A 23,502-nucleotide genomic window follows, 5' to 3' on the forward strand; every position below is an offset into this window, starting at 1 on the left:
ATTTTTTATTATAATACAATACACTGCATTATTCCATCATTTTATCTTTCACCATGAAAAAAACCTACTATATTCTTAAGATCGGAATAAGCAGGTTTTATCACATGTTATTTTTTTAAGAATAAATTTTGGATATGATTGGCTGTTTCTTCAACTGCTTTGTTCGATACATCTATAACTGGACAGCCGATTTTTTGAACAATTTTTTCAAAATAAGCTAATTCTTCTTTAATTCTGTCTATATTGGCATATATAGCCTGATCATTAAGCCCGAGCTGCTTTAATCTTTCCTTTCGGATATAATTCAGCTTTTCCGGACTGATTTTTAGACCGACGCATTTCTCTTTGGAAACTTTAAAAAGTTCTTCAGGGGGTTCTACTTCTGGAACAATAGGAACATTAGCTACTTTTAATCGTTTTAGCGCCAAATATTGCGACAAAGGCGTTTTGGAAGTCCGCGATACACCGATCAAAACAATATCGGCTTTCAAAATTCCTCTCGGATCGCGGCCGTCATCATATTTAACAGCAAACTCAATTGCTTCTACTTTTTTGAAATAGTCTTCATCAAGCTTCCGAACTCTTCCGGGCTCATACTTCGCTTTTATTCCATATGACGTTTCCATTTTATCAATTAAAGGACCAATGATATCGTGGTAGATCACACCTTCTTTTTCCGCTTCTTGAATAAGAAGATTCCTAAGTTCGGGGACAACGATTGTGAAGCAAATGATCGCATTATCCATTTTCGCCAATGCGACAACTTCTTTGATTGTATTTGCATCCTCCACATAAGGCACCCTTTTCACATTCGTTTCATATTGAGAGCCGTTAAATTGACTGATAGCTGCTTTTACAACGAGATCTGCCGTTTCCCCGACTGAGTCTGAAACAATATAGATCGTACGATTATTCATTCGGATCCCCCATTCTTACATAATATCGTCATCAACTAATCTTACCAATATTTTTGTAATGTTTGTTTTCGTAATTCTTCCTATCACTTCAAAACCGCCGTCCACTTCTTTTACAACGGGCAGTGCATCGATTTGCTTTTCAATTAAAATCCTTGCTACATCAATAATAAGATCTTCCTTTTTGCATACGGTTATATTTGGCATTCTAGTCATAATAATATTGACGGGGATTTGGGTTAATTCCTGTTTGCCGATACTTGCCCGGAGGAGATCTTTTCTCGACAGCACTCCCACTAGCAACGATTGATTATCTACCACAAATAATGTCCCGACATCTTCCAAAAACATTGTACAAATTGCATCATAAACAGAAACATTATCGTTGACAACGACTGGGATCGACTGAAAATCTTTTACTTGGAGCTTTTTTAATTTCTCTGCAAGCAAATTGGCGCCTGATTTCCCTGTATAAAAATAGCCGACTCGCGGCCTTGCGTCAAGGTATCCAGCCATTGTTAAAATTGCTAAATCAGGTCTTAGCGTAGCTCTTGTCAAGTTTAAACGATCTGCAATATGCTCACCCGTAATTGGCCCATGCTCCTTAACGATTTGCAATATTTGTTCTTGCCGTTTATTAAGCTCTATTGTCCTCACCACCTTGAAAAAGAGGCTGCATTATAAAAATATTATATATGATTTCAATATTTTGAAAAGGTTTTCTATTGCTCATTACGGCGAATCGAGTAGGAGGGAGCGATTAACTCCCGTCCTCTCACACCACCGTACGTACGGTTCCGTATACGGCGGTTCAATTAAGATAATTGACGCAAGTTTTCATAACTTCCGTGAATAGCTGTTCTCTTTATGCCAGTGGTCACTCCACCCTCCAAGAGATCTCCCACGGGATTCACCGCTTCCTCCCTCAAGTGAGGTACTACGTTTTCTGTGTTCATCATGACTCACTGAATGCCAAGGGCTATTCTCTCTTAATTGTTCGGTCCTTCTTAGTTGTTCTAGACCAACTAATACTATGACCTCTGCTGACTTCTGACGGTTCAGCTATCTATCACTAGATAGGTTACCAAGGTTACTTGGCGTGCCAGCCAGACCTCCCCGGGTAAGAGTGTAATCTTTCCTTCCATCCATCTGCTTCATTTACTCTGTATCACCTTCGGCAGAAAGGGCTTTGTTTTGTCTTGCAAACTCACCCAGTGATACCTAGCCTCATATGAAGTTCGTGTTCCGAGAGACCTTAAAGTTTGCCGCTCGCTTCCTTCAGATTCCGCGTCACCACGGACACCCTTGCGTTAAGCTAACTGCTACTTCTGCCTTCGCAGCTCGGGACTTTCACCCTATAGATTACACCCATGCCGGGCGCACAAGGAAAGACGATTATCCTCGGGATAATCGTCTATTTGCATTTATTTTACGATAATTTCATTCACTTTGGCAAAAGATGTGATTATCTTTGTTAATTGTACCATTTGGGACAGCCTGTTTTGTTTAACCGATTCATCCTCTGCCATTACCATAATATTATCAAAATAACGATCAATCACCGGCTTTAAAGCTTTCATTTCCAAAAATGCTTCTTTAAAATTACCCTCTTTTTGCAATTTTACAAAATTTTCTTCAAGCCGTAAATACGCTTGATACAATGTTTTTTCTTCTTCCTTCTCGAACAGCTCTTCTTTAATATTACCCTCTTGGCCCTTAGACGAGATGTTGACAACACGAGACAGCGATTCAATTACTTCTTTAAAGTCACCCTTTTGGCTTTCTTCTGACAGAACGGCAGCCCGCTCAAAATATGCATTAACTTCATGGTAATTGGATTGTAATACCGATTCAATTATATCATGGCGGACATTTTCTTCATGAAGCGCAAATTTGACTCTCATTTGGAAGAACGACAGCAATTCTTTTCTCAAATTGTCTTTATTTTCTAAACCATATACATTTATAGCAAGGTCGAACAATTCCTCCAATTCAAGCCGCCATTGTTTTGCTCGAAGAATTTGAACAATGCCGCTTGCTTGTCTTCTTAATGCATACGGATCTTGTGAGCCAGTTGGAATCAAACCGATCGAAAAAAATCCTGCAATTGTATCCAGCTTGTCCGCAAGCCCTACAATGGCTCCGCTCAACGTTTCAGGCGTCTTGTCGGAAGCATGCCGCGGCATATAATGCTCATTTATTCCTTTTGCAACCTCTTCCTGTTCACCCTTTAAAAGAGCGTATTTTTCTCCCATAATTCCTTGAAGCTCAGGAAATTCATAAACCATTTGCGTAACAATGTCAAATTTGCAAATGGAAGCAGTCCGTTTAATATAAGCTTTCTCCTCATTGGAGCATTCAAGCTTTTCGCTAAGCTTTTCTGATAATTTTACAATTCGGCGAACCTTGTCACCGATGGAGCCCAGTTCTTCATGAAAAACAATTTTTTCAAGCTTCTCCAGTGCGGTATCGATGGCAAGCTTTTTGTCTTCTTCGTAAAAGAAATTTGCATCGGAAAGTCTTGCCCGAAGGACCTTTTCATTCCCCTTGGCAATCGTTTCAATGTTTTGATCATTCCCGTTTTTTACGGTAACAAAAAACGGAAGCAGCTTTCCATCTTTATTTTTGACAGGAAAATATCGCTGATGCTCCTTCATCGTCGTCACTAACACTTCTTCAGGCAATGTTAAAAACCGGTCTTCGAATGAACCGTACAGGGCGGTCGGATATTCCACCAAGTTTGTAACTTCCTCGAGCAAATCTTCATCAACAGGGATGATCCAGTTTTCCTTTCTTTCCAGTTCCTCCAGCTGTTGAATGATCATTTGTTTTCGTTTTTCATAATCGGCGACAACAAACTGGTTCAACAAAGTATTTTCATAATCGCGTGGAGTGGAAATTTCCGCTTTCGTTCCTAAAAAGCGATGGCCATACGTAACATTTCCTGTCGGAACATCGGTAATGGAAAACGGAATGATGTCTTGTCCAAATAAGACAACTAACCATTGGATCGGACGGATATAGCGAAGATTCCAATTTCCCCAACGCATATTTTTCGGAAAATGGATGGTTTGAATAATCTCTTCTAACCCTGGGAGCAGTTCTTTCGTTTCTTTCCCTTTTTGAAATGTTTGAACAAAAGCGTACTCAACACCGTTTACTTCTTTAAAGGATATGTCGTTTGTGGAAGCTCCTTGGCTCCGTGCAAAGCCTAACGCTGCTTTTGTCCAATTTCCATTCTCATCAACCGCAATCTTTTTTGCCGGTCCTTTTGCTTCGCCAAGCAAATCTTCCTGTTTTTCATTTACATCCTCTACAAGGACGGCAAGACGTCTAGGAGTTGAATATTTTTTTATTTTGGCGTAAGAAATGCGATGTTCATCCAGCCAAGCTCCTACTTTGTCAGCCAGCTGATCAATCGAAGACAGGATGACGCCGGCAGGCATTTCTTCAAGCCCGATTTCGATAAGTAAATCCCGTTTATTCATGATTTTCGGCCCCCTTGTTTTTCAGCATTGGAAAACCGAGTTTTTCCCGTTCTTCATAAAACGTTTTGGCAACTTTTCTTGCCAGCTTTCTCACTCTGCCAATATATCCGGTTCGTTCTGTAACAGAAATAGCTCCTTTTGCGTCAAGCAAATTAAATGTGTGCGAGCATTTTAAAACGTAGTCGTACGCTGGATGAACGAGACCTAATTCCATCTGTCTGTGCGCTTCTTTTTCATACGTATTAAACAGTTCAAATAGCATGTTTGTATCGGATGTTTCGAACGTATACTTGGAATGCTCATATTCAGGCTGATAAAAAATGTCCCGGTATGTAAATCCGTTTGTCCATTCAAGGTCAAATACATTTTCTTTTTCTTGAATATAAGACGCCAAACGCTCTATTCCATAAGTAATTTCAACAGAAATCGGTTTGCATTCCAGTCCTCCGACCTGCTGAAAATACGTGAATTGAGTAATTTCCATTCCGTCAAGCCAAACTTCCCAGCCAAGCCCTGCGCAGCCGAGAGAAGGATTTTCCCAGTTATCTTCCACAAAGCGGATGTCATGTTCAAGCGGATCAATTCCAAGAGCCTTTAATGAATCTAAATAAATTTCTTGTATGTTTTTCGGAGACGGCTTCATAATGACTTGGAATTGATGGTGTTGATAAAGGCGGTTCGGATTTTCCCCATACCTTCCGTCAGCAGGTCTTCTTGACGGCTCCACGTAAGCAACATTCCACGGTTCTGGCCCGATGGAGCGAAGAAATGTGTATGGGCTCATGGTTCCGGCACCTTTTTCTACATCATATGCCTGCATCAAAATACATCCATGATCGGCCCAATGCTTTTGCAGCGTCAAAATCATTTCTTGAATGTTCATTCATCATGCACCTCCACAATTAAGTTATGTTCGAACAAAATAAAAACCGTCCCTAATGCAACAAAGTTGCATAGGGACGGGATGACCCGCGGTTCCACCCTATTTGCTGAAAAACGTTTCAGCCTCTCGTAAACCGTTATTGCTCTGGAACGCCGTTCCCTGCATCCTCATACCTTAGCTCGCACCATCCTAAGGTCGCTTTCTATGAAGATTGCAGGTACTCTTTTCCTTCATCGCATTTTATTATTCAATTTGACACGTATCATTTCCGCTCATTACATGACATTAAATCGCTTTTTCTAACAGCATGAGGGGGGATAAATCCTTCATTTGAAAGGTTTCACATCCATGTATATGGTTTACAACATTTCTTTTAAACTGTCAAGTTGATTTAAAAATTTTTTCGATTTCAGCGATAAACCTGCATATTCCTGATAATATTGATCAAGAACAAATCTCAGTTCTTTTTTTGTCTCAGGGGAGACGGATATTTGACCAATGCGGTTTAAGTCAATAGAATAAAACAGCCGCAACAGCTTCACTGTCTTCTGAGAAATATTGAGCCTGTAAGGATCTTTTTCAAAACAGCGGCTGCAAATCAATCCGTTTTCTTTTAATGAAAAATGAAACGGTCCGTTTGTTTCGCCGCTTACTGCACATTTGTTTAATTCGGGATATAAACCGAGAACGTTGAGCATCTTTATTTCAAATATATTGGTCAAAATTTCCGCATCCTTTTCTTCATTCAGCAGATGAAGTGTTTGAAATAAGAGCTCAAACAAAAAAGGGTTTCTGTCTTTTTCATCTGTTCCTTTATCAAGGAGCTCTACAATATATGAAGCATATGCAGTCAAAAAAATATTTTCCTTAATCTCTCTAAAAGCGGAAATGATTTCTCCTTGGCTTAAATTACCCAATCCAGAAGATTGATGATACAAAAAATTTCCATACGTAAAAAGTTGGGTAACAGCTGCGAGGCGGCTGTTCGGTTTATTTGCGCCCCGTGCCATTACACCAACTTTCCCCAACTCCCTTGTATATATTGTAACAACTTTATTGGTCTCACCATATTCCGTTGTACGAATGACAATTCCTTCCGTCTTTACAAGCATTTCTCCACCATCCTATTGGATACAGCACTACTAAACAGGGAGATCAACCTCAGTCCGCTCTTCTTCCTTCATTTGACAATCTTTCGTCCGCTCCTTTTCAAGCTCTTTAAAAAGGAGATATGTGTCAATATTACCTGTAAACGTGAATACTTTCCAGGTAAAATCTAACATATTGTCCCCACCTTTCTGTCGTTGTTCCTAAGCTATATCCAATTCATTGTTATCATAGCCTTTTTGAATCATTTTCATGTTTTGAAAATATTTCTAACTTCCTTTAAGTCAATTAATATTCGTCTTCCCTAAATCCAAAATCTCGCAATTGCGACAGGCGATTTCTCCAATCTTTTTGCACTTTGACCCACAGCTCTAAAAAGACTTTTGACCCGAGCAAGTTTTCAATGTCAACCCTTGCCCTTTTCCCAATTTCTTTCAACATTCTTCCTTGCTTCCCAATGATAATACCTTTTTGAGAGTTGCGTTCCACAACAATTGTTGCAGCTATATATACTGCATGGTTTTCTCTTTTTTCAATTGAATCAACAACAACTGCAACAGAATGTGGGATCTCTTCTCTTGTCAAATGCAATACTTTTTCGCGAACTAGTTCAGAAATGATAAAACGTTCCGGGTGATCTGTCACCTGATCACTAGGATAATATTGCGGACCTTCCGGCAAATACGCTTCAATTTGCCCTAGCAACGTTTCAATGTTGTTTCCTTGCAGGGCAGAAATTGGAACAATTTCCTGAAACTCGAACTTTTCCCTGTATTGGTCAATAAGCGGCAATAAATCATCAGGATGAACCCGATCGATTTTATTGACAACTAAAAATACAGGAGTATCGGTTTCCTTCAATCGTTCCATGATATATTCATCACCGCGGCCTAATCCTTCTTCAGCATTAATCATAAACAGAATTAGATCCACTTCTTTGAGCGTATTTTGAGCGACTTTCATCATAAAATCGCCCAATTTATGCTTTGGTTTATGAATACCGGGAGTGTCGATAAAAATAATTTGTGAGTTTTCCGTCGTATAAACCCCTTGTATTTTGTTTCTCGTTGTTTGAGGTTTATCGCTCATAATCGCAATTTTTTGACCGATTACACGGTTAATAAAAGTCGATTTGCCGACATTCGGACGGCCGATGATTGATACAAATCCTGATTTAAATTTTGTCTTATTCATGTAAATCCTCCGATGTAAATGCTTCTGGTAATAGTTGTTCAACTGTTAGCTCGTTATAGTCTCCGTTAAGATTCGCCAAAATCACCTTCATATTTTTAGGACAGAGCTCTGCTATGACTTGCCTGCAAGCGCCGCATGGCGATACAGGGCGCTTTGTATCCGCAACTATGGCAATAGCTGCGAATTCATTTTCACCTTCTGAAACCGCTTTATATATAGCAGTGCGCTCGGCACAATTGCACATGGAATAAGCTGCGTTTTCAATATTGCATCCTTTGTATACTTTTCCATCCTTTGTCAGAAGTGCTGCACCTACTTTAAATCGAGAGTAAGGTGCATAAGCAAATTCTCTTGCTCTTTTTGCTTCTTCAATCAGTTGATGGGAGTCCATAGCTTCCTTCCTTTCGTTTACGTTGCAGCTTATACTCATTATTTTACATCATTTTTCATTTAATTTCACGTTTATTTTTTCAGAAAATTCTACATTTTTCACGAAAAAACTTCAATTATTTTTGGGGAAAAAATGATGAATCCGATAACAACCGAAACGGCTGCATAAACCAATACTGCTCCTGCAGCTGCATCTTTTGCAGTTTTAAGCAGAGGATGAAATTCTTTCGACACAGCATCAGCGATTCGTTCAATGGCAGTATTGACCAGCTCTAAAGCTAACATTCCGCCAATTAATAGGAGAATGACAATCCATTCAATTAAGCTAATGTTGAAAAATAATCCGGCTGCGATCACGATGATCGCAGCTGTCACATGAATTCTAAAGTTCCGCTCGGATTGGAAGGCTGCAGCTATTCCTTGTACGGCAAAATAAAAGCTTTTCAACAAAGTCTTCATGTTTATCCTGTTCTTTTCAATCCAAATTTCTCTAAAATTTCCTTTTGCCTTGAAAACATTTTTTCTTCTTCTTCTTTTGTCATATGATCATAACCTAATAAATGCAAAAAGCCGTGAACAGATAAAAATCCGAGCTCTCTCATAAATGAGTGGCCGTATTCTTCTGCTTGCTCTTTCGCTTTTTCTATTGAGATAATGATATCCCCTAAATGAGGGGGGAGATCAGCACCTTGGATCTCCACTTCATCTTCTCCTGTTTCTTCAAGCGCAAATGAAATCACATCTGTCGGCTGATCTTTTCCCCGGTAATCCCGATTGATCTCTTGAATGTCTTTATTAGTAACAAAGGTTATAGATACTTCCGAATCTTTGGGAACACGTTCTTCTAAAGCAGCAAATTGCAGCAAATTTTCGATCGTTTCTATTTCCTCAGAAGAGAGTGTTTCCGTCTGGTCGAAAATGTCAATGGATAATGTCATGTTTTCTTCACCTTCTTTTCATGAAATTCCGGATATTCAATTCTTGAATGAAAAATCCCCTTCAATGTTTCACACAATATTTTTGCCACCGTTTCAAGCTCTTTAAACGTTATATCACATTCGTCGAATTGCCCGTCTTGAAGTTTATCTTTTATGATGGAACGAACAAGCTTTTCAATTTTTTCGGGCATCGGATTTTTCATTGAACGAACAGCTGCTTCTACACTGTCAGCGATACAAATAACGGCAATCTCCCGCGTTTGCGGCTTCGGACCCGGATATCTAAACTCACTTTCCAAAATAGGCTGATCACTATTTTCTTGGGCTTTATGGTAGAAAAATTTTAAAAGCGATGTTCCATGATGCTGCAGAGCAATATCGATAAATTCTTTCGGCATTTTATGCTTCCTTAACATTTCTGCTCCCTCTTCAGCATGAGCAATAATAATGTTTTTGCTTAGCTGAGGAGACAATTTATCATGCGGATTTTCCATGTTCATTTGGTTTTCAATAAAATAGCGCGGCCGTTTCGTCTTGCCGATATCGTGATAGTAGCTTCCAACTCTTGCCAACAATCCATTCGCACCGATCGCTTCGCAAGCAGCCTCGGCTAGATTGGCCACCATTACACTGTGATGATAAGTACCAGGCGCCTCCGTTAATATTTTCCTTAATAAAGGATGATTCGGATTCGACAGTTCAATCAGCTTCATCGTCGATAAAATGCCAAAACCTGATTCAAAAAAAGGCATTAAACCGATTGTCAAGACGGAAGAGATAACACCTGATACAATCGCCATAAGAAAATAAGAACCGATCTCTAGATTCGAATAAATTCCATTTTGAATGAATAAAATAGCGGTGATCACAACAATATTAACAGCCGAAACGAAAAGACCAGCTTGTAAAATTTTCGAACGGACGTTATGTTCCCCTAGAAACAGAATGGCTGCGATGCACCCGCATAAGTAGTAAAGACCAATTGTAAAATTAAATGTGCCAGTGACTCCATCATTAAAAATCAAGCTTCCGCAAAAAGCATATATAATGCTTGTCACGAACGCAAGGCGGTCATTAATCAAAAGCTTTGTCAACATAACTCCCATCAGCACCGGGACAATAAAGCCGATATGAGAATAGTCCATTTTTTGAAATAAGCTGATAATCTTCATGACCGTTAACGTTATCGCTAGGATGATGGTAAAGAGAAGCAATGACTGGTTTTTACTCGTAAAGAACGAGTTCTTTTCTTTTTCAAAAAAATATGCAAGATAGATCATCACTAATAAGACTAAAATGAAAAGACCAATGATCGGCTGAAATGTGTACTTATTATCTAAAAGGCCCAACAATTCCAGCTTTCTATATACTTCCCTGTCAATTAATTGGCCCTCTTCGACTATAATTTGACCTTGCTTAATTTGAACCTCCTGCACTTTTTCTTTTGCTTCTTCCCGCTTTTCATCTGTTGATTTTGGGTCAAATACATAATTGGAAATAATTGCGCTGCGTCCAATCTCATCAGCTGCTGAGCGTATCTTATCCGGCAAATTCACGTTTTGAAGCCGTTCTTTCACTTTGTTTCTCGCTTCTTCTAATTTTTCAGCCGGAATCGGCTCGCTCATCGTTTCATTGACAGCCGTAACAACCGCATCTTTCGCCAGCGTAAGCTGTCCTTCATTTGCACTTAACAACGATGTATATACGCTTTCAGGATATTTATCATACATATCTCCTAAACTGCTTTTAAGCCTGTCAAGCTTCTCTTTGCTGCTCATTTCGGCATTAGATGAAGCCTCCATGATGGCATCAAATAAAGATTCGACCAAATCCACACTGTTGTCCGCATATTCTTTTTTTAGCACATATTGATCTTCCACGCTTTCAGCAGCTTCTTCTCTTCTCTTTTCCGTCATTTCCTTATCGACAACGGTAACAGGTGCGTAAATCGTTTGGTCGGATACTGAAAATAATTTGGCATCAAACGTGTCCGGTTCTACATTGCTGTATAAAACGGTAAACAAAATTACTCCAATAACGGGATATAAGAAAAGATGAAGGGATTTCATTTTTTTCAAAAAATGGAATATCGGCTGTTTCCTGTCTTTGCGATCCATTTTTCTTTTCATTTGTCACAGCACCTCCGATCAATTCTATGCAAAAATGACCCGGTCATGATGAGCGGGTCTTACTGATCATCTTTTTCATAAGCCTCAATAATTTTTGAAACGAGCGGGTGCCGCACGACATCAGTTTCCTTTAAATATACGAATGAAATGCCTCGAATGCCTGATAATTTTTCATTCGCTTCAAGCAGTCCTGATTTTACTCCTTTGGGCAAATCCACTTGTGTCAGGTCGCCTGTAATGACCATTTTGGATCCAAAGCCTAAACGGGTTAGAAACATTTTCATTTGCTGAGTTGTTGTATTTTGCGCTTCATCTAAAATAACGAACGCATCCTCAAGTGTTCTTCCGCGCATATACGCCAATGGAGCAATTTCAATAACTCCTCTTTCTAATAAGCGCTCTGTATGGTCCACGCCTAAAATATCGTGTAGAGCATCATATAAAGGTCTTAAATAAGGATCTACCTTTTCTTTTAAATCGCCGGGCAAAAAACCTAAATTTTCACCAGCTTCAACGGCCGGCCGCGTTAATATGATTTTATTTACAAGCCCATTTTTCAAGCAATGGACGGCCATGACAACAGCGAGAAACGTTTTTCCTGTTCCTGCTGGACCGATTCCAAATACTAAATCATGCGTTTTAATTGCTTGAAAATACTTTCGTTGACCTAGCGTTTTTACACGAATGATTTTTCCTTTTGCATTTTTCGCAACTTCTTCATCGTATAGGGATTCAAATTCATCGATCTTCCCACTTTTCGCCATTTTTGTTGCATAAAGCACGTCTTGTTCGTTAATCGAAATTCCTTTTCGAATAACCGAAAGAAGGGATTTCAAGATGTCTTCAACCAGTTCAGCTTTTTCTTTATCTCCTGAAACATATACCGCTTCACCGCGCGAAATGATCGATACGTTTAACTCTTCTTCAATTTTTTTTAAATGAACATCATGAATCCCAAATAAATTAATGGCTTCATTCGGATTTTCTAAACTCTGGCTGATTGTGACTAAATCTTCTGTCATTCTCTAATCTCCCTGAACCCGTTTTATTTTTACAATGTTTTCAATAACTTGGAAGTGTATTTTCAATCTTACTTTACCATTCTCGACGTCTTCGTGCAAAACTTTTTCGCCAACAATTTTGACATCTTTTCCAAGTTTTCGAAATAAGTCATTTTTCCCGGCAGCAATCGCTTGCCGTTTCGCTTCATCCACAGAATATTTTCTGTGAAAGGTTTCCGTCTCACGAATCGTTTCTTTCTTATAGTTAACTGGAAGATCCCATTTTAAAAATTTTAATGGACGCTCGTCTCGCTCCACCGCATATTGCGGATATTCCGATTCATCATTGCGAAACATCCCCCAAATAGGAAGGGAAAAAGAACGAAAGGAGAGAAAATGCTTCGTGACTGACTTTCCTGAAAATAACTGGAAAGTTGTTTGAAGCGGCACCTCCACTGTTGAAATATACCAAGTTTCGCCTAATATTTCTCCGTCTGCTGCCACTTTTCGTATTTTATCACCTTCTCCAACTACACCGGAAACTAATATTTGTCCTTTTCTAACAAAATCATGAACGTCTACTAAAGGTTGTCCTTTTTCAACATACATTTTTGCTATAACAGCTTCCTTCGCGGCCACTAAATGCCTCGGCCCCTCCACTTTGCTTTTTTGCTCTTTTTTCTTTTCGGCTACTTCCAGAGAATATGTCGTTCCTTTTAATTTGACACCGATCCATGTTATATCATCTATTTGGCTCATCAAACGATTTTGAACTGTTTGATTGCTCGATGTCAAAAACTGAAACGTCCCTCTTTTAATTCCTATTTTGTCCAATTCTTTTTGTATTAAATGCTCTGTTTTCGGACTAGCCCCTTTTATTTCAATATGCCAAATCATGTTGGATAAAAGAAATGTAATGGCAATGAACAGAACAATTCCAATAACAAAACCAAAATTTCTCCATGATTTTTTTAATAAAAATGGAAATCCTATCCTTTGGTGAAAGGTGCACTTACATTCATGTTTACGAACTACTTTTCGTAAAGCCTGTACATCTTTAAGGCGTATAAAAAAAGAAATTGCACCGTTTTCCAGCCGCTTTACATTTATTGTGACAATGCCAAGCCGCGTGCAATCGTTCAACATTCTTTCTGAGCCGGTTCCTTCCGCTATTACCTGAACGAAGCCTGTAAAATATAACAACCAATTGTTCCGCATCCCGATCCCCCTACTGATCAATATATAATACTTGTTCAATTTTCCCTTCTACAAGGAGCTCTTCTGGCAATATCGCTTTCATCACAAAATCGCTTCCTTTAATGAGCATCTGGCCTTGCTGCAGCAAAACTCGAATCTCTTTATCTGTAAAAGAAAGCAGTCCTTTATGATTTTCTATATATATATGCAATGTACCGATCATCGTAACACGGGGAAGATCCATCATGACGTCAGCTGGTATTTGCAATCCTTCTGTCAATATGCTTTTTATTCGCTGATGCCATTTTTTGCCCATAAAAGAACCCCCTTCATCCTCATATTTATGAGAGACAAAAGGGGATTAACACCATTAATTCATTTATTTTATGAAATTCGACCGATGGGGCTTTTTGGATCGTGGTTCATCTAAAATGACGCTCCAAATGACTCCTTTTGCAGCTGAATGCATGTGTAAAGCTGATGGTTTCTGTTTTTTATTTTTATTATGAAAAGATTTCATATTCGATTTGTCTTTTTCAGCTTTTTTTAGTTGGCTGGATAGGCCTGTGTGTACATTTTGAATTTGATTCCATTCATTTGGAGGGCTTGTCGAAACATTTTTTATCCTTTGTTTCGTTTGTTTTGCAACTTGTTTCCTTTTTTTCTGCTGCTCTTGATCTTTTTTATTTCTGCCAAACAAAGAAGAAATAATCCCGATTAAAATAACAATGAACAGTGGATTTTCAAATATTTCCATATGACACCTCCTTTGATGGGCAGAAAGATCATTCTTCTTCATCACCAGCAGAGTTTTTTGTCATTTTTCCGATAGAATCACGCATATTTGTATCAGCGGTAATGTTTTTGATGTTCATATAATCCATAACTCCAATATTTCCTGATTTTAAAGCTTCCGCCATTGCAAGCGGAACTTGCGCTTCCGCCTCAACAACTTTTGCCCGCATTTCTTCAACTTTAGCGCGCATTTCCTGCTCTCTTGCCACCGCCATCGCCCTGCGTTCCTCCGCTTTAGCTTGCGCGATGTTTTTGTCTGCTTCCGCTTGATCTGTCTGCAGGATCGCACCGATGTTTTTGCCGATGTCAACGTCCGCGATGTCGATGGATAAAATTTCAAAGGCTGTTCCTGAATCGAGTCCTTTGTTTAAAACTGTTTGCGAAATCATATCAGGGTTTTCCAGCACTTTTTTATGATCATCAGAAGAACCAATGGTGCTGACAATTCCTTCACCTACACGTGCGATAATCGTTTCTTCCCCGGCACCGCCAACAAGCCGGTCGATATTGGCTCGCACCGTGATGCGGGCTTTTGCTTTCACTTCAATTCCGTCCATGGCAACCCCTGCAATAAACGGGGTTTCGATTACTTTCGGATTTACGCTCATTTGAACGGCTTCAAGCACGTCTCTTCCCGCTAAATCAATCGCAGCACAACGTTCAAAGCTCAATTCAATATTAGCTCTTTCAGCTGCAATTAATGCGTTGACAACTCGATCGACATTTCCCCCTGCCAAATAATGGCTTTCCAATTGATTTGTTGTGACATCAAGGCCGGCTTTATGCGCTTTAATTAACGGATTGATCACTCGACTTGGAATGACTCTGCGCAGCCTCATTCCAATAAGAGTCAAAATACTGATGCGAACGCCAGCTGCCAGAGCGGAAATCCAGAGCATAATCGGCACAAAAGAGAACAAGATGCCAAGCAAAATAAGACCTAATACGATAAGACCTAGTAAAAGAAAAAATGATACATCCATGTGATATACCTACCTCCTATTCATTTTCATTAATAGCTCTTACAACAATTCGTGAGCCTTCTACTTTAACAATTTTCACTTTTTTTCCTTTCTCAATATACGTTCCTTCTGTCACAACATCCAATCTTTCCTCTCCATCGGTCATTACTGTTCCTGCCGGTCGTAAAGCAGTCACAGTTACACCCGTTTTCCCAATTAAATCTGTACGATTTTGATTGGATACATAACCTTTCTCCGTGCTGATTGAATCATTTAAAATAATTTTTTTAAACCATTTCATACGCTTACCAATCACCTTTGACATGATGAATATTGTGAATATCGAAATGGAACCGGCAATAAAAAGAGAAACCGCCATATGTCCTATATGATCAGCTGCTAAAAATAAACTTAAAAGGACTGAAAGAAAACCGATTGCTCCAATAATTCCTCCTGGAACAAACAACTCTGCAATTATAAGCAGTACCCCAAGCACGAACAAAACAACCGTTTCCAATCCCGCAAGCCCTGCAATAAAATGACCGAAGAAAAACAAAAACAGTGCCAATAGTCCAATAAAACCAGGAATGCCAAACCCAGGAGTGTACAATTCTAACACAAACCCTAAACCGCTAATCGTTAATAATATCGGAATGGTATACATGTTTGTTACAAAACGGGCTATTTTTTCAGCAAACGTCTCCTCAGTCTCCTGGACTTTTGCACCTTCCATTCCGATCGATTTCAAAAGCTCTGCCCGGCTTTTGGCGATGCCTTCACCATACCCGACTTCCATCGCTTGTTTTGCTGTTAATGTTAGTAATTCTCCTTTTTCTGCACCATATTCGGGCATATCCAAGCTGCTGTCTACCATCGCCTCAGCGAACATAGGGTCTCTGCCATGAACCTCAGCAGCATTTCTCATCTCTGCTTTCCAAAACGATTGCACTTTTACTTCTGCAGCATTGCCATTGGAGTCAATGACAGCCGCTGACCCAATGGTACCGCCAGGATGGTAATATATTTGATCAGCCCTTAATGCTATATAAGCCCCTGCGGAAATCGCATGTTTATTTACATAAGCGATTGTTTTGATATCTGTATCCATAATCATTTTACCTATTTCTATCGCTGCCTCTAAAGCACCGCCAGGAGTGTTCAATTCAAAAACAATGACATCCGCCTTCTCTTTTTCCGCCTCCTGAATGGATCGTTTAATAAAATGCACCAACCCTTTTTCAATTGTATTTTCAATCGGAATAAAATAAACAGTTTTCCCTTCAGATGATTTGGCATCAAAAGACGCACAAATAATCGACAAGATGAGCAGCAGAGCGCAAATAGCGAAAAACTTATTGTTTGATTTCAGGCCTCTCCCCCCTTATTTTTTGCCTAATATTATTACGGACAATTGCGCAGAAAGTTTCAAAAATCAACAATTCTACAAACATCATGAAACGAAAAAATATTTTCATTATTTTTCATATTATGTTACTATTAAAAAAAATATATAACCATCTACTAGGGGTGTCCAATTAGCTGGACTGAGAGAAGAACGCGCCTGAAGTTCTTCAACCCTTTGAACCTGATCTGGATGATGCCAGCGTAGGGAAGTAGGTAGCGGGAGTATTTGTATTGCCTTCTTTTTCTATATTGAATTGATCGGGTTCGTGCTAAAGCGAACCCGTTTTTATTTTTCACGTCCCATCTCCCCTCCTATTTTTCTATGCACATCTTCAGATAAAAAAATGGAGGAGGAGAAAAATGAAACATTATTTCGAAAACATGCAGTTTCCAGCAAGCAAAAAAATTTATGTGACTGGGTCGAGACCCGATATTCGGGTTCCGATGAGGGAAATTCAATTAACTCCCACGAAAACGGAAGCGGGAACGTTTGAAAATGAACCTGTAAAGGTTTATGACACGAGCGGTCCCTATACAGATCCTGATTTTCAGGCAGATATTCATAAAGGTTTGCCGGCTGTGCGCAAACAGTGGATTTTAGACCGTCATGATGTTGTAGAATATGACGGGCGCCAGGTAAAGCCTGAAGATAATGGATTTCGCAATTGGGAAGATCACAATATTGCCACACCTTTTCATCGAAAGCCTTTCAAAGCAAAAAAAGGTGCTGTCGTTACACAAATGCACTATGCAAAAAAGGGGATCATCACCCCAGAGATGGAGTTTGTGGCGATTCGTGAAAACATGGATCCTGAATTCGTTCGTCAAGAAGTCGCTGCCGGCAGGGCCATTATTCCGTCCAACATTAATCACCCGGAAAGTGAACCGATGATCATCGGCCGGAACTTTCATGTAAAAATTAATGCCAACATTGGCAATTCAGCTGTAACATCGTCAATCGAAGAAGAAGTTGAGAAGATGCTTTGGGCCATCCGCTGGGGCGCTGACACAATTATGGACCTGTCAACAGGAAAAAATATTCATGCAACAAGAGAATTTATCATCCGCAACTCGCCCGTGCCGGTTGGAACCGTCCCGATTTACCAAGCGCTCGAAAAAGTAAATGGCGTTGCTGAAGATTTAACATGGGAAATTTACCGTGATACATTAATTGAGCAAGCAGAACAAGGGGTCGATTATTTTACTATACATGCCGGCGTGCTGCTTCGCTATATCCCTTTGACCGTCAAACGGACGACCGGAATCGTATCCCGCGGCGGTTCGATCATGGCGCAGTGGTGTATGGCGCATCATCAAGAAAACTTTTTATACACTCATTTTGAAGAGATTTGCGAAATTTTAAAAACATATGATATTGCCGTTTCATTAGGTGACGGCTTGCGTCCCGGATCTATTCGAGATGCCAATGATGAAGCGCAATTTGCCGAATTGAAAACGCTCGGTGAATTGACGGAAATCGCCTGGAAACATGATGTCCAAGTCATGATCGAAGGCCCTGGGCACATTCCGATGCATAAAATTAAAGAAAATGTTGATTTAGAAAATGAAATTTGCAAAGGGGCTCCTTTTTATACCCTCGGTCCATTAACGACCGATATTGCTCCCGGCTATGATCATATTACGTCAGCCATTGGAGCAGCCATGATCGGCTGGTACGGAACGGCCATGCTATGTTATGTAACTCCGAAAGAGCATTTAGGCCTTCCCAATAAAGAGGATGTGCGCCAAGGTGTTGTTGCTTATAAAATTGCAGCCCATGCCGCAGATTTGGCAAAAGGGCATCCAGGCGCCCAAATAAGGGATGATGCTTTATCAAAAGCCCGTTTTGAATTTCGCTGGAACGACCAATTTAATCTTTCTCTCGATCCTGAACGGGCACGCGAATATCATGACGAAACTTTGCCGGCAGAAGGAGCGAAAATTGCCCATTTTTGTTCTATGTGCGGTCCAAAATTTTGCTCGATGAAAATTTCCCACAATTTAAGAAAAATGGCCGGTTCAAGTGATTCTGATTTCGTTCAGGAAGGTTTGAGGCAAAAAGCAAAAGAATTTATAGAGGGCGGGTCATCCCTTTATCGATAAATAATTTTCAAACTAATGCTCCTAGAAGCTTTAATGGCTTCCAGGAGCTATTCATTCATTAAACGTTTGATCAATCCCGCTGGTTCAATCGGAGCTAAACTTTTATGATATTCATCCACTTTCGATAAAAATTTTGATAGCTGCTTAGATTGCAGCGCTCGAATAATGGAGGCCGAAATATTTGTTTCCTCTTGCCAATTTCGAAAATCAAACACCATCCCGAATTTTGTTAATTTCTCCAAATTTATTTCTTCCTGTCCTGGAAGAGTGTGGTATACAAATATAGGAATTTTTTTGTATAAACATTCGCTGATTGTCACACCCCCGGGTTTTGTCATGATAAAATCGACGCGATTGTACAGATCGTTCATTTGTTCTCTTGAAGAGATGTAAGGTAAAGGAGTAATTCGTGGATGGTTTTGTTTTATTAATCGATCATAAAGCTTTCTGTTTTTTCCGCATAACACCATATAATGGATATCATCATCGCGGCTGATTTTTTCCGTTATCTTCTCTATTGAACCGACGCCTGAGCTTCCTCCCGAAATTAATCCTCGATAAAAGCGCATGCTATGTACATGTTCATCTTTCCTTTTTGTAAAATTTGGGTGAATAGGAATCCCTGTAACAAAAATCTGCTCTTTCTTTATACCTTTTTCGAGCAAATAATCTTTCATATATGAGTGACCGACAAAATGATAGTCAATTTCTCTTTTTCCCCAAAGATGATGAATAAAAAAATCTGTGTATACATTGATAACAGGGATGTTGATTTGAGAAGAGGCTTTCAGCCTGGCGAGCAAGTAAGAAGGAAGAGCATGGGTACAAACAATCATTTTCGGATTCAATTCATCAATGATCTTTTTTAAATGCCGGAGAAAAAGTGCCTCATAATGGAAAAACCTTTTGGCGCTCTTTTGCTCCGCAAGCACTGACCTGTGGTACATATGGCTGTATGATTTAGGAAAACGGCCAATCCATTGCAAATAAAAGGAAGATATCAGCCTTTCTATTTTTCCAAATTTCGATGACAAAAGGTCCATTTTTTCGCAATGAATGTCGGGATCAAGACGTAACAACCCTTCCATTAGAGCATCAGCTGTTTGATGATGGCCTGAAGGTATGGTCAAAAAAGGAAGATATAAAATTTTTTTCATATCGCTCACCATTGTTATTGATGGAGTTCTTTAAAAGTTTTTTCTTAATTTCGCATGGCTATTCGAAAAAAATTTTTATAAATAAAAACAATTCGTATGCTAAAAAATAAACTGTAAGAAAAAAAGTGAAAGGTGTTGCAAATGGGAAGGTTGAGATATTGTTTTTTTAAGTTTTGGTGCCTGTTGGATCCCATTTATTACCTTTGTTCGCGGCTTGAGTATGTGAGGGACAAGGAGAATAATCGTGACATTTTCCGGGTTCGATTGACAAAATATAAAGGAAGGGAAATAATTCTTTCAGACGGTACAAAAATTAAAAAAAATGATCTTCTGTTAAAAATACATCTTCATAACGTCTACTTAATGAAGGAACTGAATCGTTTTAAGAGCGAAATTCAAAAAGGAAGATACATTTACTCTAAAACAGAAAAAGGGCTGCCAAATATTGTTCAATACTTGCGGAATCATTCACAATTTCATAATGTGAAAGGGATCATTGGAATAACTATTTTAAATAAAGGCTCTGAACGGCTGGGCTTTGAAACGTTTTCCATTCAAAATCCATTTTATAAATGGTATAAGCTTTTGACATTTACCCCTATGTATTTAATCATTCAATATCGTTTCGATAGCTTGAAGCGGCCGCCGAAATATTTAATGATGTCAAAAGAAAAACTGCTCAAACTATATGGATAGAACGGTTTTCCCTTCATCAAAAAAGAGCGTATGAACAGCTCAGGCGCCGCTTATACGCTCCGTCATGTTGATCCCTGAGGTTTCAATGAAAATATTTGGGTTAACTCCGAAATAAATCCTTTCCCTTTCAGAGCAAATAGTGCTGTCGTTTTTCCTGTTCTCACAGCCAGATAGACATGTGCTCCCTTTTCGAGAGGTTTTCCTTTATTGCCGCCGTATTTTCCCGATAATCTTCATGAAGATCAGCCTTTCCGAATGTTTTCCTTCATTGTTGCCCTCTGCTCAATTTTTTGCGGACATTTGCATAGCAGCTATATTCTTTCGCCGACAAGCTAGCTATCAACAACAGAACCACTATTGATGAATTGCAAGGCAGCTACATTCATTAATCGACTGCCGCAGTCCATAGGATGAATCCGCTGCAAAAACATAAAAGCTTGCCGCACATAGAAAGCGGCAAGCTTTTTACTCGAATTATGAAAGCAAATCCTGAACCAATTTATTGACAAGCGAGCCATCTGCTTTTCCTTTTACTTTTGGCATAACGGCTCCCATTACTTTCCCCATATCGGATTTGGACGTTGCGTTCACTTCCGAAATTGTTGTTTTAATAATTTGTATTAATTCCTCTTCAGATAATTGCTCAGGCATATATTCAGTTATTACTGCAATTTCAGCTTTCACTTTTTCAACTAAATCTGAACGACCTGCATTTTCAAATTCTTGGAGGGAGTCTTTACGTTGCTTTAATTCTCGAGAAAGTACCGTTAATTCCTCTTCTTCAGTCAACTCACTTTTTCCGAGTTTAATCGCTTCATTTTGCAAGGATGCTTTTACCATGCGAATGACTGAAAGGCGATCTTTCTCTTTATTTTTCATCGCTTGCTTCATATCTTGATTTAAACGCTCAAGAAGACCCATAATCAATATACACCCTCTTTTAATATTTACGCTTTCTTGCAGCTTCAGATTTTTTCTTGCGTCTTACGCTAGGCTTCTCATAAAATTCGCGCTTTCTATATTCCTGCAAAGTACCAGTTTTTGATACTTGGCGTCTGAAGCGGCGAAGAGCATCCTCAAGCGATTCGTTTTTACGTACGATCGTTTTAGACATCCTTTTTCCCTCCCTCCGAACAAAGCCAGTTCATGTTCCTTATCAAAAAGAACATTTACTAAGTTAGTATAATATAATCGATTTATTTGGTCAATGTTCAAAACATCTTTCCTATTCCTTATGACTTTTTTTTATCGGACAGGTTTACAAGACTGTTTTATATCAGCTTTTGTATGGAAGAATTTCCAAATTCATCATGTATATAAGGAAATGATTCAAGATCGTTTGAAAGCCGCTAAACAGCTGTCTGAAAAAATATAACTAGTTCGATTGAAAAAAATTACTCGTTCATAAGGTCTTATTGTGACACCTTGTCCATAGACTGTTGATGAGGTGGTTTTCATGGGAATGCAATTGCTGTTATTATTTTTTTCTTGTTTCCTTTTATTTTTTTGCGGAATGGCAATGATGAAATACGGATTTCAGCAAATGTCCCATAGGCAGCTGGAGAAATGGCTGTACAACTGCACGAACGCCCCAATCAAATCCTTTCTAACCGGCATGATTGCAACAGCTCTTGTTCATAGCAGTTCTCTAGTGATGGTGATTACAGTTAGTTTTGTTTCCGCTGGTTTGTTAAAGTTTAAAGATGCAATTGGAATTATTTTAGGTTCCAATGTCGGGACGACCTTTACGACCGAATTTCTAGCCGTTGAAATAGATGACTATTTAGGGATGATGTTTGCAATTTCTCTTCTTCTCATGCTTTTTAAAAACAGAATTTTATTTTCATTAGGCTGTTCATGCTTCGGCATATCGTGTATTTTTTTAGCTTTGAACGGGTTTGAAAAAGCTGCTTTTCTTTTGTCTGACCTGCAGGTTATGTCTGATCTGCTTGCCAAATCGAGTGACCATTTGCTTTTTTCTGTCGGAATAAGCGCGGTCTTCACCGGAATTATTCAATCATCAACTGCATTAATCGGAATTGTCATGAGCTTTATGAACGAACAGCTGCTGCCATTAGAAACAGGATTAGCTTTTGTTCTCGGCGCAAATATCGGCACCTGCATTACAGCTTTATTGGCCTCGATCGGCTCTAAACAAGAAGCGAAATATACTGCTTTTGCCCATCTTTGGCTGAATGTGTTTGGAGTGATCCTGTTCGTTCCGCTTATTCCTTTTTTCGCAAATAATTTAAAATTGTTAACAAATGAACCAGATTTCCAAATCGCTCACTTTAGTCTGATTTTTAACTTGATAACTTCTTTAATCATTCTCCCGTTTGCGAATCAATATGCAAATTTTGTATTATGGTGGACAAAAACTATTTCAGCATGGATAAAAAAATAATCCCGCAACAAACTGCGGGAAAACTTTTTTAAACTAAATGTAAAAAATCCAGCAATTCTGTGATTATAATAGATTAACGTTCACTTCCTTTTATAATCGCCACTCCAGAACTAGTACCAATTCTTGTCGCACCGGCTTCTATCATCATGATCGCAGTTTTATAATCGCGGATTCCGCCAGATGCTTTCACGCCGAATTTCGGACCTACTACTGCACGCATAAGCTTCACATCGTCAACTGTTGCACCACCGGTAGAAAATCCTGTCGATGTTTTGACAAAATCTGCTCCGGCTTTTACAGCTAGCTCACACGCTTTTCTTTTCTCATCAACATTTAATAGACATGTTTCAATAATCACCTTTATCAAAGCTTTTCCGTTTGCCGCTTCAACGACAGCACGAATATCTTCTTCAACTGCATGATAACGCTGATCCTTTAATGCGCTGATGTTTATCACCATATCTAATTCCGCTGCACCTTTTTGAACCAACTCTGTCGTTTCATATGCCTTTACTTCAGTAGTTGTTGCTCCAAGCGGAAAACCAATCACTGAGCAAACTTTCACATCTGATTTTTGCAGCAAATTAGCTGCTGTTTCCACCCATACGGGGTTAACACAGACAGATGCAAATCCGTACTCCTTCGCCTCAAAACAAAGCTTTTCAATATCTGCCTGCGTGACATCCGGCTTTAAAACAGTATGGTCAATATACTTCGCAATATCCCTTTTCATGAGAAGG

Annotated in this window: 24 protein-coding genes, 1 riboswitch and 1 other annotated feature; of the genes, 3 read left to right on the top strand and 21 right to left on the bottom strand. The window is 39.2% G+C overall.

Annotated elements, in window-relative coordinates; genetic code table 11:
- Nucleotides 1-107: 107 nt before the first annotated feature.
- The 17 genes from NST97_RS07015 to NST97_RS07095 all read right to left on the bottom strand — a co-directional run bounded on the left by NST97_RS07015 (nucleotide 108) and on the right by NST97_RS07095 (nucleotide 16,319).
- The gene (locus tag NST97_RS07015; protein WP_063388051.1) at nucleotides 108-917 is read right to left on the bottom strand and encodes a pyruvate, water dikinase regulatory protein; all 810 of its coding nucleotides are present in this window, start codon (nucleotides 915-917) and stop codon (nucleotides 108-110) included.
- A gap of 15 nt (nucleotides 918-932) precedes the next feature.
- On the bottom strand, nucleotides 933-1,571 hold the full coding sequence (locus NST97_RS07020) for a helix-turn-helix transcriptional regulator (RefSeq protein WP_094246231.1): 639 nt from the start codon (nucleotides 1,569-1,571) through the stop codon (nucleotides 933-935).
- Between the two features lie 767 nt (nucleotides 1,572-2,338).
- Nucleotides 2,339-4,402, bottom strand: a complete 2,064-nt coding sequence (glyS, locus tag NST97_RS07025) for a glycine--tRNA ligase subunit beta (RefSeq protein ID WP_063388049.1) — start codon at nucleotides 4,400-4,402, stop codon at nucleotides 2,339-2,341.
- A complete protein-coding gene (glyQ, locus tag NST97_RS07030; protein ID WP_063388048.1) occupies nucleotides 4,395-5,285 on the bottom strand; it encodes a glycine--tRNA ligase subunit alpha in 891 nt (296 codons plus the stop codon). The genes glyS and glyQ overlap by 8 nt, the downstream gene beginning before the upstream one ends.
- A gap of 69 nt (nucleotides 5,286-5,354) precedes the next feature.
- Nucleotides 5,355-5,528 (bottom strand) — a binding site (T-box leader).
- 116 nt (nucleotides 5,529-5,644) lie between these two features.
- The gene (gene recO, locus NST97_RS07035; protein ID WP_339210129.1) at nucleotides 5,645-6,397 is read right to left on the bottom strand and encodes a DNA repair protein RecO; all 753 of its coding nucleotides are present in this window, start codon (nucleotides 6,395-6,397) and stop codon (nucleotides 5,645-5,647) included.
- A 30-nt stretch (nucleotides 6,398-6,427) separates the two neighbouring features.
- Complete coding sequence (locus tag NST97_RS07040) at nucleotides 6,428-6,568, bottom strand: YqzL family protein (protein WP_065095532.1); 141 nt, start codon at nucleotides 6,566-6,568, stop codon at nucleotides 6,428-6,430.
- A 112-nt stretch (nucleotides 6,569-6,680) separates the two neighbouring features.
- Nucleotides 6,681-7,586: a GTPase Era gene (gene era, locus NST97_RS07045; protein WP_063388046.1), complete on the bottom strand. Its 906-nt coding sequence runs from the start codon at nucleotides 7,584-7,586 to the stop codon at nucleotides 6,681-6,683.
- On the bottom strand, nucleotides 7,579-7,977 hold the full coding sequence (locus NST97_RS07050; protein ID WP_063388045.1) for a cytidine deaminase: 399 nt from the start codon (nucleotides 7,975-7,977) through the stop codon (nucleotides 7,579-7,581). The genes era and NST97_RS07050 overlap by 8 nt, the downstream gene beginning before the upstream one ends.
- Nucleotides 7,978-8,075: 98 nt before the next feature.
- A complete protein-coding gene (locus NST97_RS07055) occupies nucleotides 8,076-8,435 on the bottom strand; it encodes a diacylglycerol kinase family protein (protein WP_341343074.1) in 360 nt (119 codons plus the stop codon).
- Nucleotides 8,436-8,437: 2 nt separating this feature from the next.
- A complete protein-coding gene (gene ybeY, locus NST97_RS07060) occupies nucleotides 8,438-8,914 on the bottom strand; it encodes an rRNA maturation RNase YbeY (RefSeq protein ID WP_063388043.1) in 477 nt (158 codons plus the stop codon).
- Nucleotides 8,911-11,043 (bottom strand): HD family phosphohydrolase, encoded by a 2,133-nt coding sequence (locus tag NST97_RS07065; RefSeq protein WP_341343075.1) that lies wholly within the window; start codon nucleotides 11,041-11,043, stop codon nucleotides 8,911-8,913. Before NST97_RS07065 ends, ybeY begins: the two co-directional genes overlap by 4 nt.
- 59 nt (nucleotides 11,044-11,102) lie before the next feature.
- A complete protein-coding gene (locus tag NST97_RS07070) occupies nucleotides 11,103-12,065 on the bottom strand; it encodes a PhoH family protein (RefSeq protein WP_341343076.1) in 963 nt (320 codons plus the stop codon).
- A gap of 3 nt (nucleotides 12,066-12,068) precedes the next feature.
- Nucleotides 12,069-13,262 carry a sporulation protein YqfD gene (yqfD, locus tag NST97_RS07075; RefSeq protein WP_063388040.1) on the bottom strand — a complete coding sequence of 398 codons (1,194 nt, stop codon included), beginning with the start codon at nucleotides 13,260-13,262 and terminating at the stop codon, nucleotides 12,069-12,071.
- 10 nt (nucleotides 13,263-13,272) lie between these two features.
- Complete coding sequence (gene yqfC / locus NST97_RS07080; protein ID WP_063388039.1) at nucleotides 13,273-13,557, bottom strand: sporulation protein YqfC; 285 nt, start codon at nucleotides 13,555-13,557, stop codon at nucleotides 13,273-13,275.
- 63 nt (nucleotides 13,558-13,620) lie between these two features.
- Nucleotides 13,621-13,998: a hypothetical protein gene (locus tag NST97_RS07085; RefSeq protein ID WP_339193100.1), complete on the bottom strand. Its 378-nt coding sequence runs from the start codon at nucleotides 13,996-13,998 to the stop codon at nucleotides 13,621-13,623.
- A 28-nt stretch (nucleotides 13,999-14,026) separates the two neighbouring features.
- The gene (floA, locus tag NST97_RS07090; protein WP_066247540.1) at nucleotides 14,027-15,019 is read right to left on the bottom strand and encodes a flotillin-like protein FloA; all 993 of its coding nucleotides are present in this window, start codon (nucleotides 15,017-15,019) and stop codon (nucleotides 14,027-14,029) included.
- A 16-nt stretch (nucleotides 15,020-15,035) separates the two neighbouring features.
- Entirely contained in the window at nucleotides 15,036-16,319 is a 1,284-nt protein-coding gene (locus NST97_RS07095; RefSeq protein ID WP_341343077.1) for an NfeD family protein, read from the bottom strand.
- 192 nt (nucleotides 16,320-16,511) lie between these two features.
- Nucleotides 16,512-16,627: riboswitch (TPP riboswitch) on the top strand.
- A 135-nt stretch (nucleotides 16,628-16,762) separates the two neighbouring features.
- On the opposite strand from NST97_RS07095, the gene thiC reads away from it, so the two are divergent.
- Entirely contained in the window at nucleotides 16,763-18,505 is a 1,743-nt protein-coding gene (gene thiC / locus NST97_RS07100) for a phosphomethylpyrimidine synthase ThiC (RefSeq protein ID WP_144596763.1), read from the top strand.
- A gap of 47 nt (nucleotides 18,506-18,552) precedes the next feature.
- On the opposite strand, the gene NST97_RS07105 is transcribed toward thiC, so the two are convergent.
- Nucleotides 18,553-19,662: an MGDG synthase family glycosyltransferase gene (locus tag NST97_RS07105; RefSeq protein ID WP_144596761.1), complete on the bottom strand. Its 1,110-nt coding sequence runs from the start codon at nucleotides 19,660-19,662 to the stop codon at nucleotides 18,553-18,555.
- A 141-nt stretch (nucleotides 19,663-19,803) separates the two neighbouring features.
- Here NST97_RS07105 and NST97_RS07110 point away from each other — a divergent pair, with 141 nt between their 5' ends.
- On the top strand, nucleotides 19,804-20,358 hold the full coding sequence (locus NST97_RS07110; RefSeq protein ID WP_063388033.1) for a YkoP family protein: 555 nt from the start codon (nucleotides 19,804-19,806) through the stop codon (nucleotides 20,356-20,358).
- A 474-nt stretch (nucleotides 20,359-20,832) separates the two neighbouring features.
- Here NST97_RS07110 and NST97_RS07115 read toward each other — a convergent pair whose 3' ends face one another.
- Nucleotides 20,833-21,279 (bottom strand): GatB/YqeY domain-containing protein, encoded by a 447-nt coding sequence (locus NST97_RS07115; RefSeq protein WP_063388172.1) that lies wholly within the window; start codon nucleotides 21,277-21,279, stop codon nucleotides 20,833-20,835.
- A gap of 19 nt (nucleotides 21,280-21,298) precedes the next feature.
- Complete coding sequence (gene rpsU, locus NST97_RS07120; protein WP_063388032.1) at nucleotides 21,299-21,472, bottom strand: 30S ribosomal protein S21; 174 nt, start codon at nucleotides 21,470-21,472, stop codon at nucleotides 21,299-21,301.
- A gap of 342 nt (nucleotides 21,473-21,814) precedes the next feature.
- Here rpsU and NST97_RS07125 point away from each other — a divergent pair, with 342 nt between their 5' ends.
- Entirely contained in the window at nucleotides 21,815-22,762 is a 948-nt protein-coding gene (locus tag NST97_RS07125) for a Na/Pi symporter (protein WP_144596759.1), read from the top strand.
- Nucleotides 22,763-22,835: 73 nt separating this feature from the next.
- On the opposite strand, the gene deoC is transcribed toward NST97_RS07125, so the two are convergent.
- Complete coding sequence (deoC, locus tag NST97_RS07130) at nucleotides 22,836-23,495, bottom strand: deoxyribose-phosphate aldolase (RefSeq protein WP_063388030.1); 660 nt, start codon at nucleotides 23,493-23,495, stop codon at nucleotides 22,836-22,838.
- Nucleotides 23,496-23,502 lie beyond the last annotated feature (7 nt).

This window comes from Aeribacillus sp. FSL K6-1305, from assembly GCF_038050115.1.
GTDB lineage: Bacteria > Bacillota > Bacilli > Bacillales > Aeribacillaceae > Aeribacillus > Aeribacillus composti.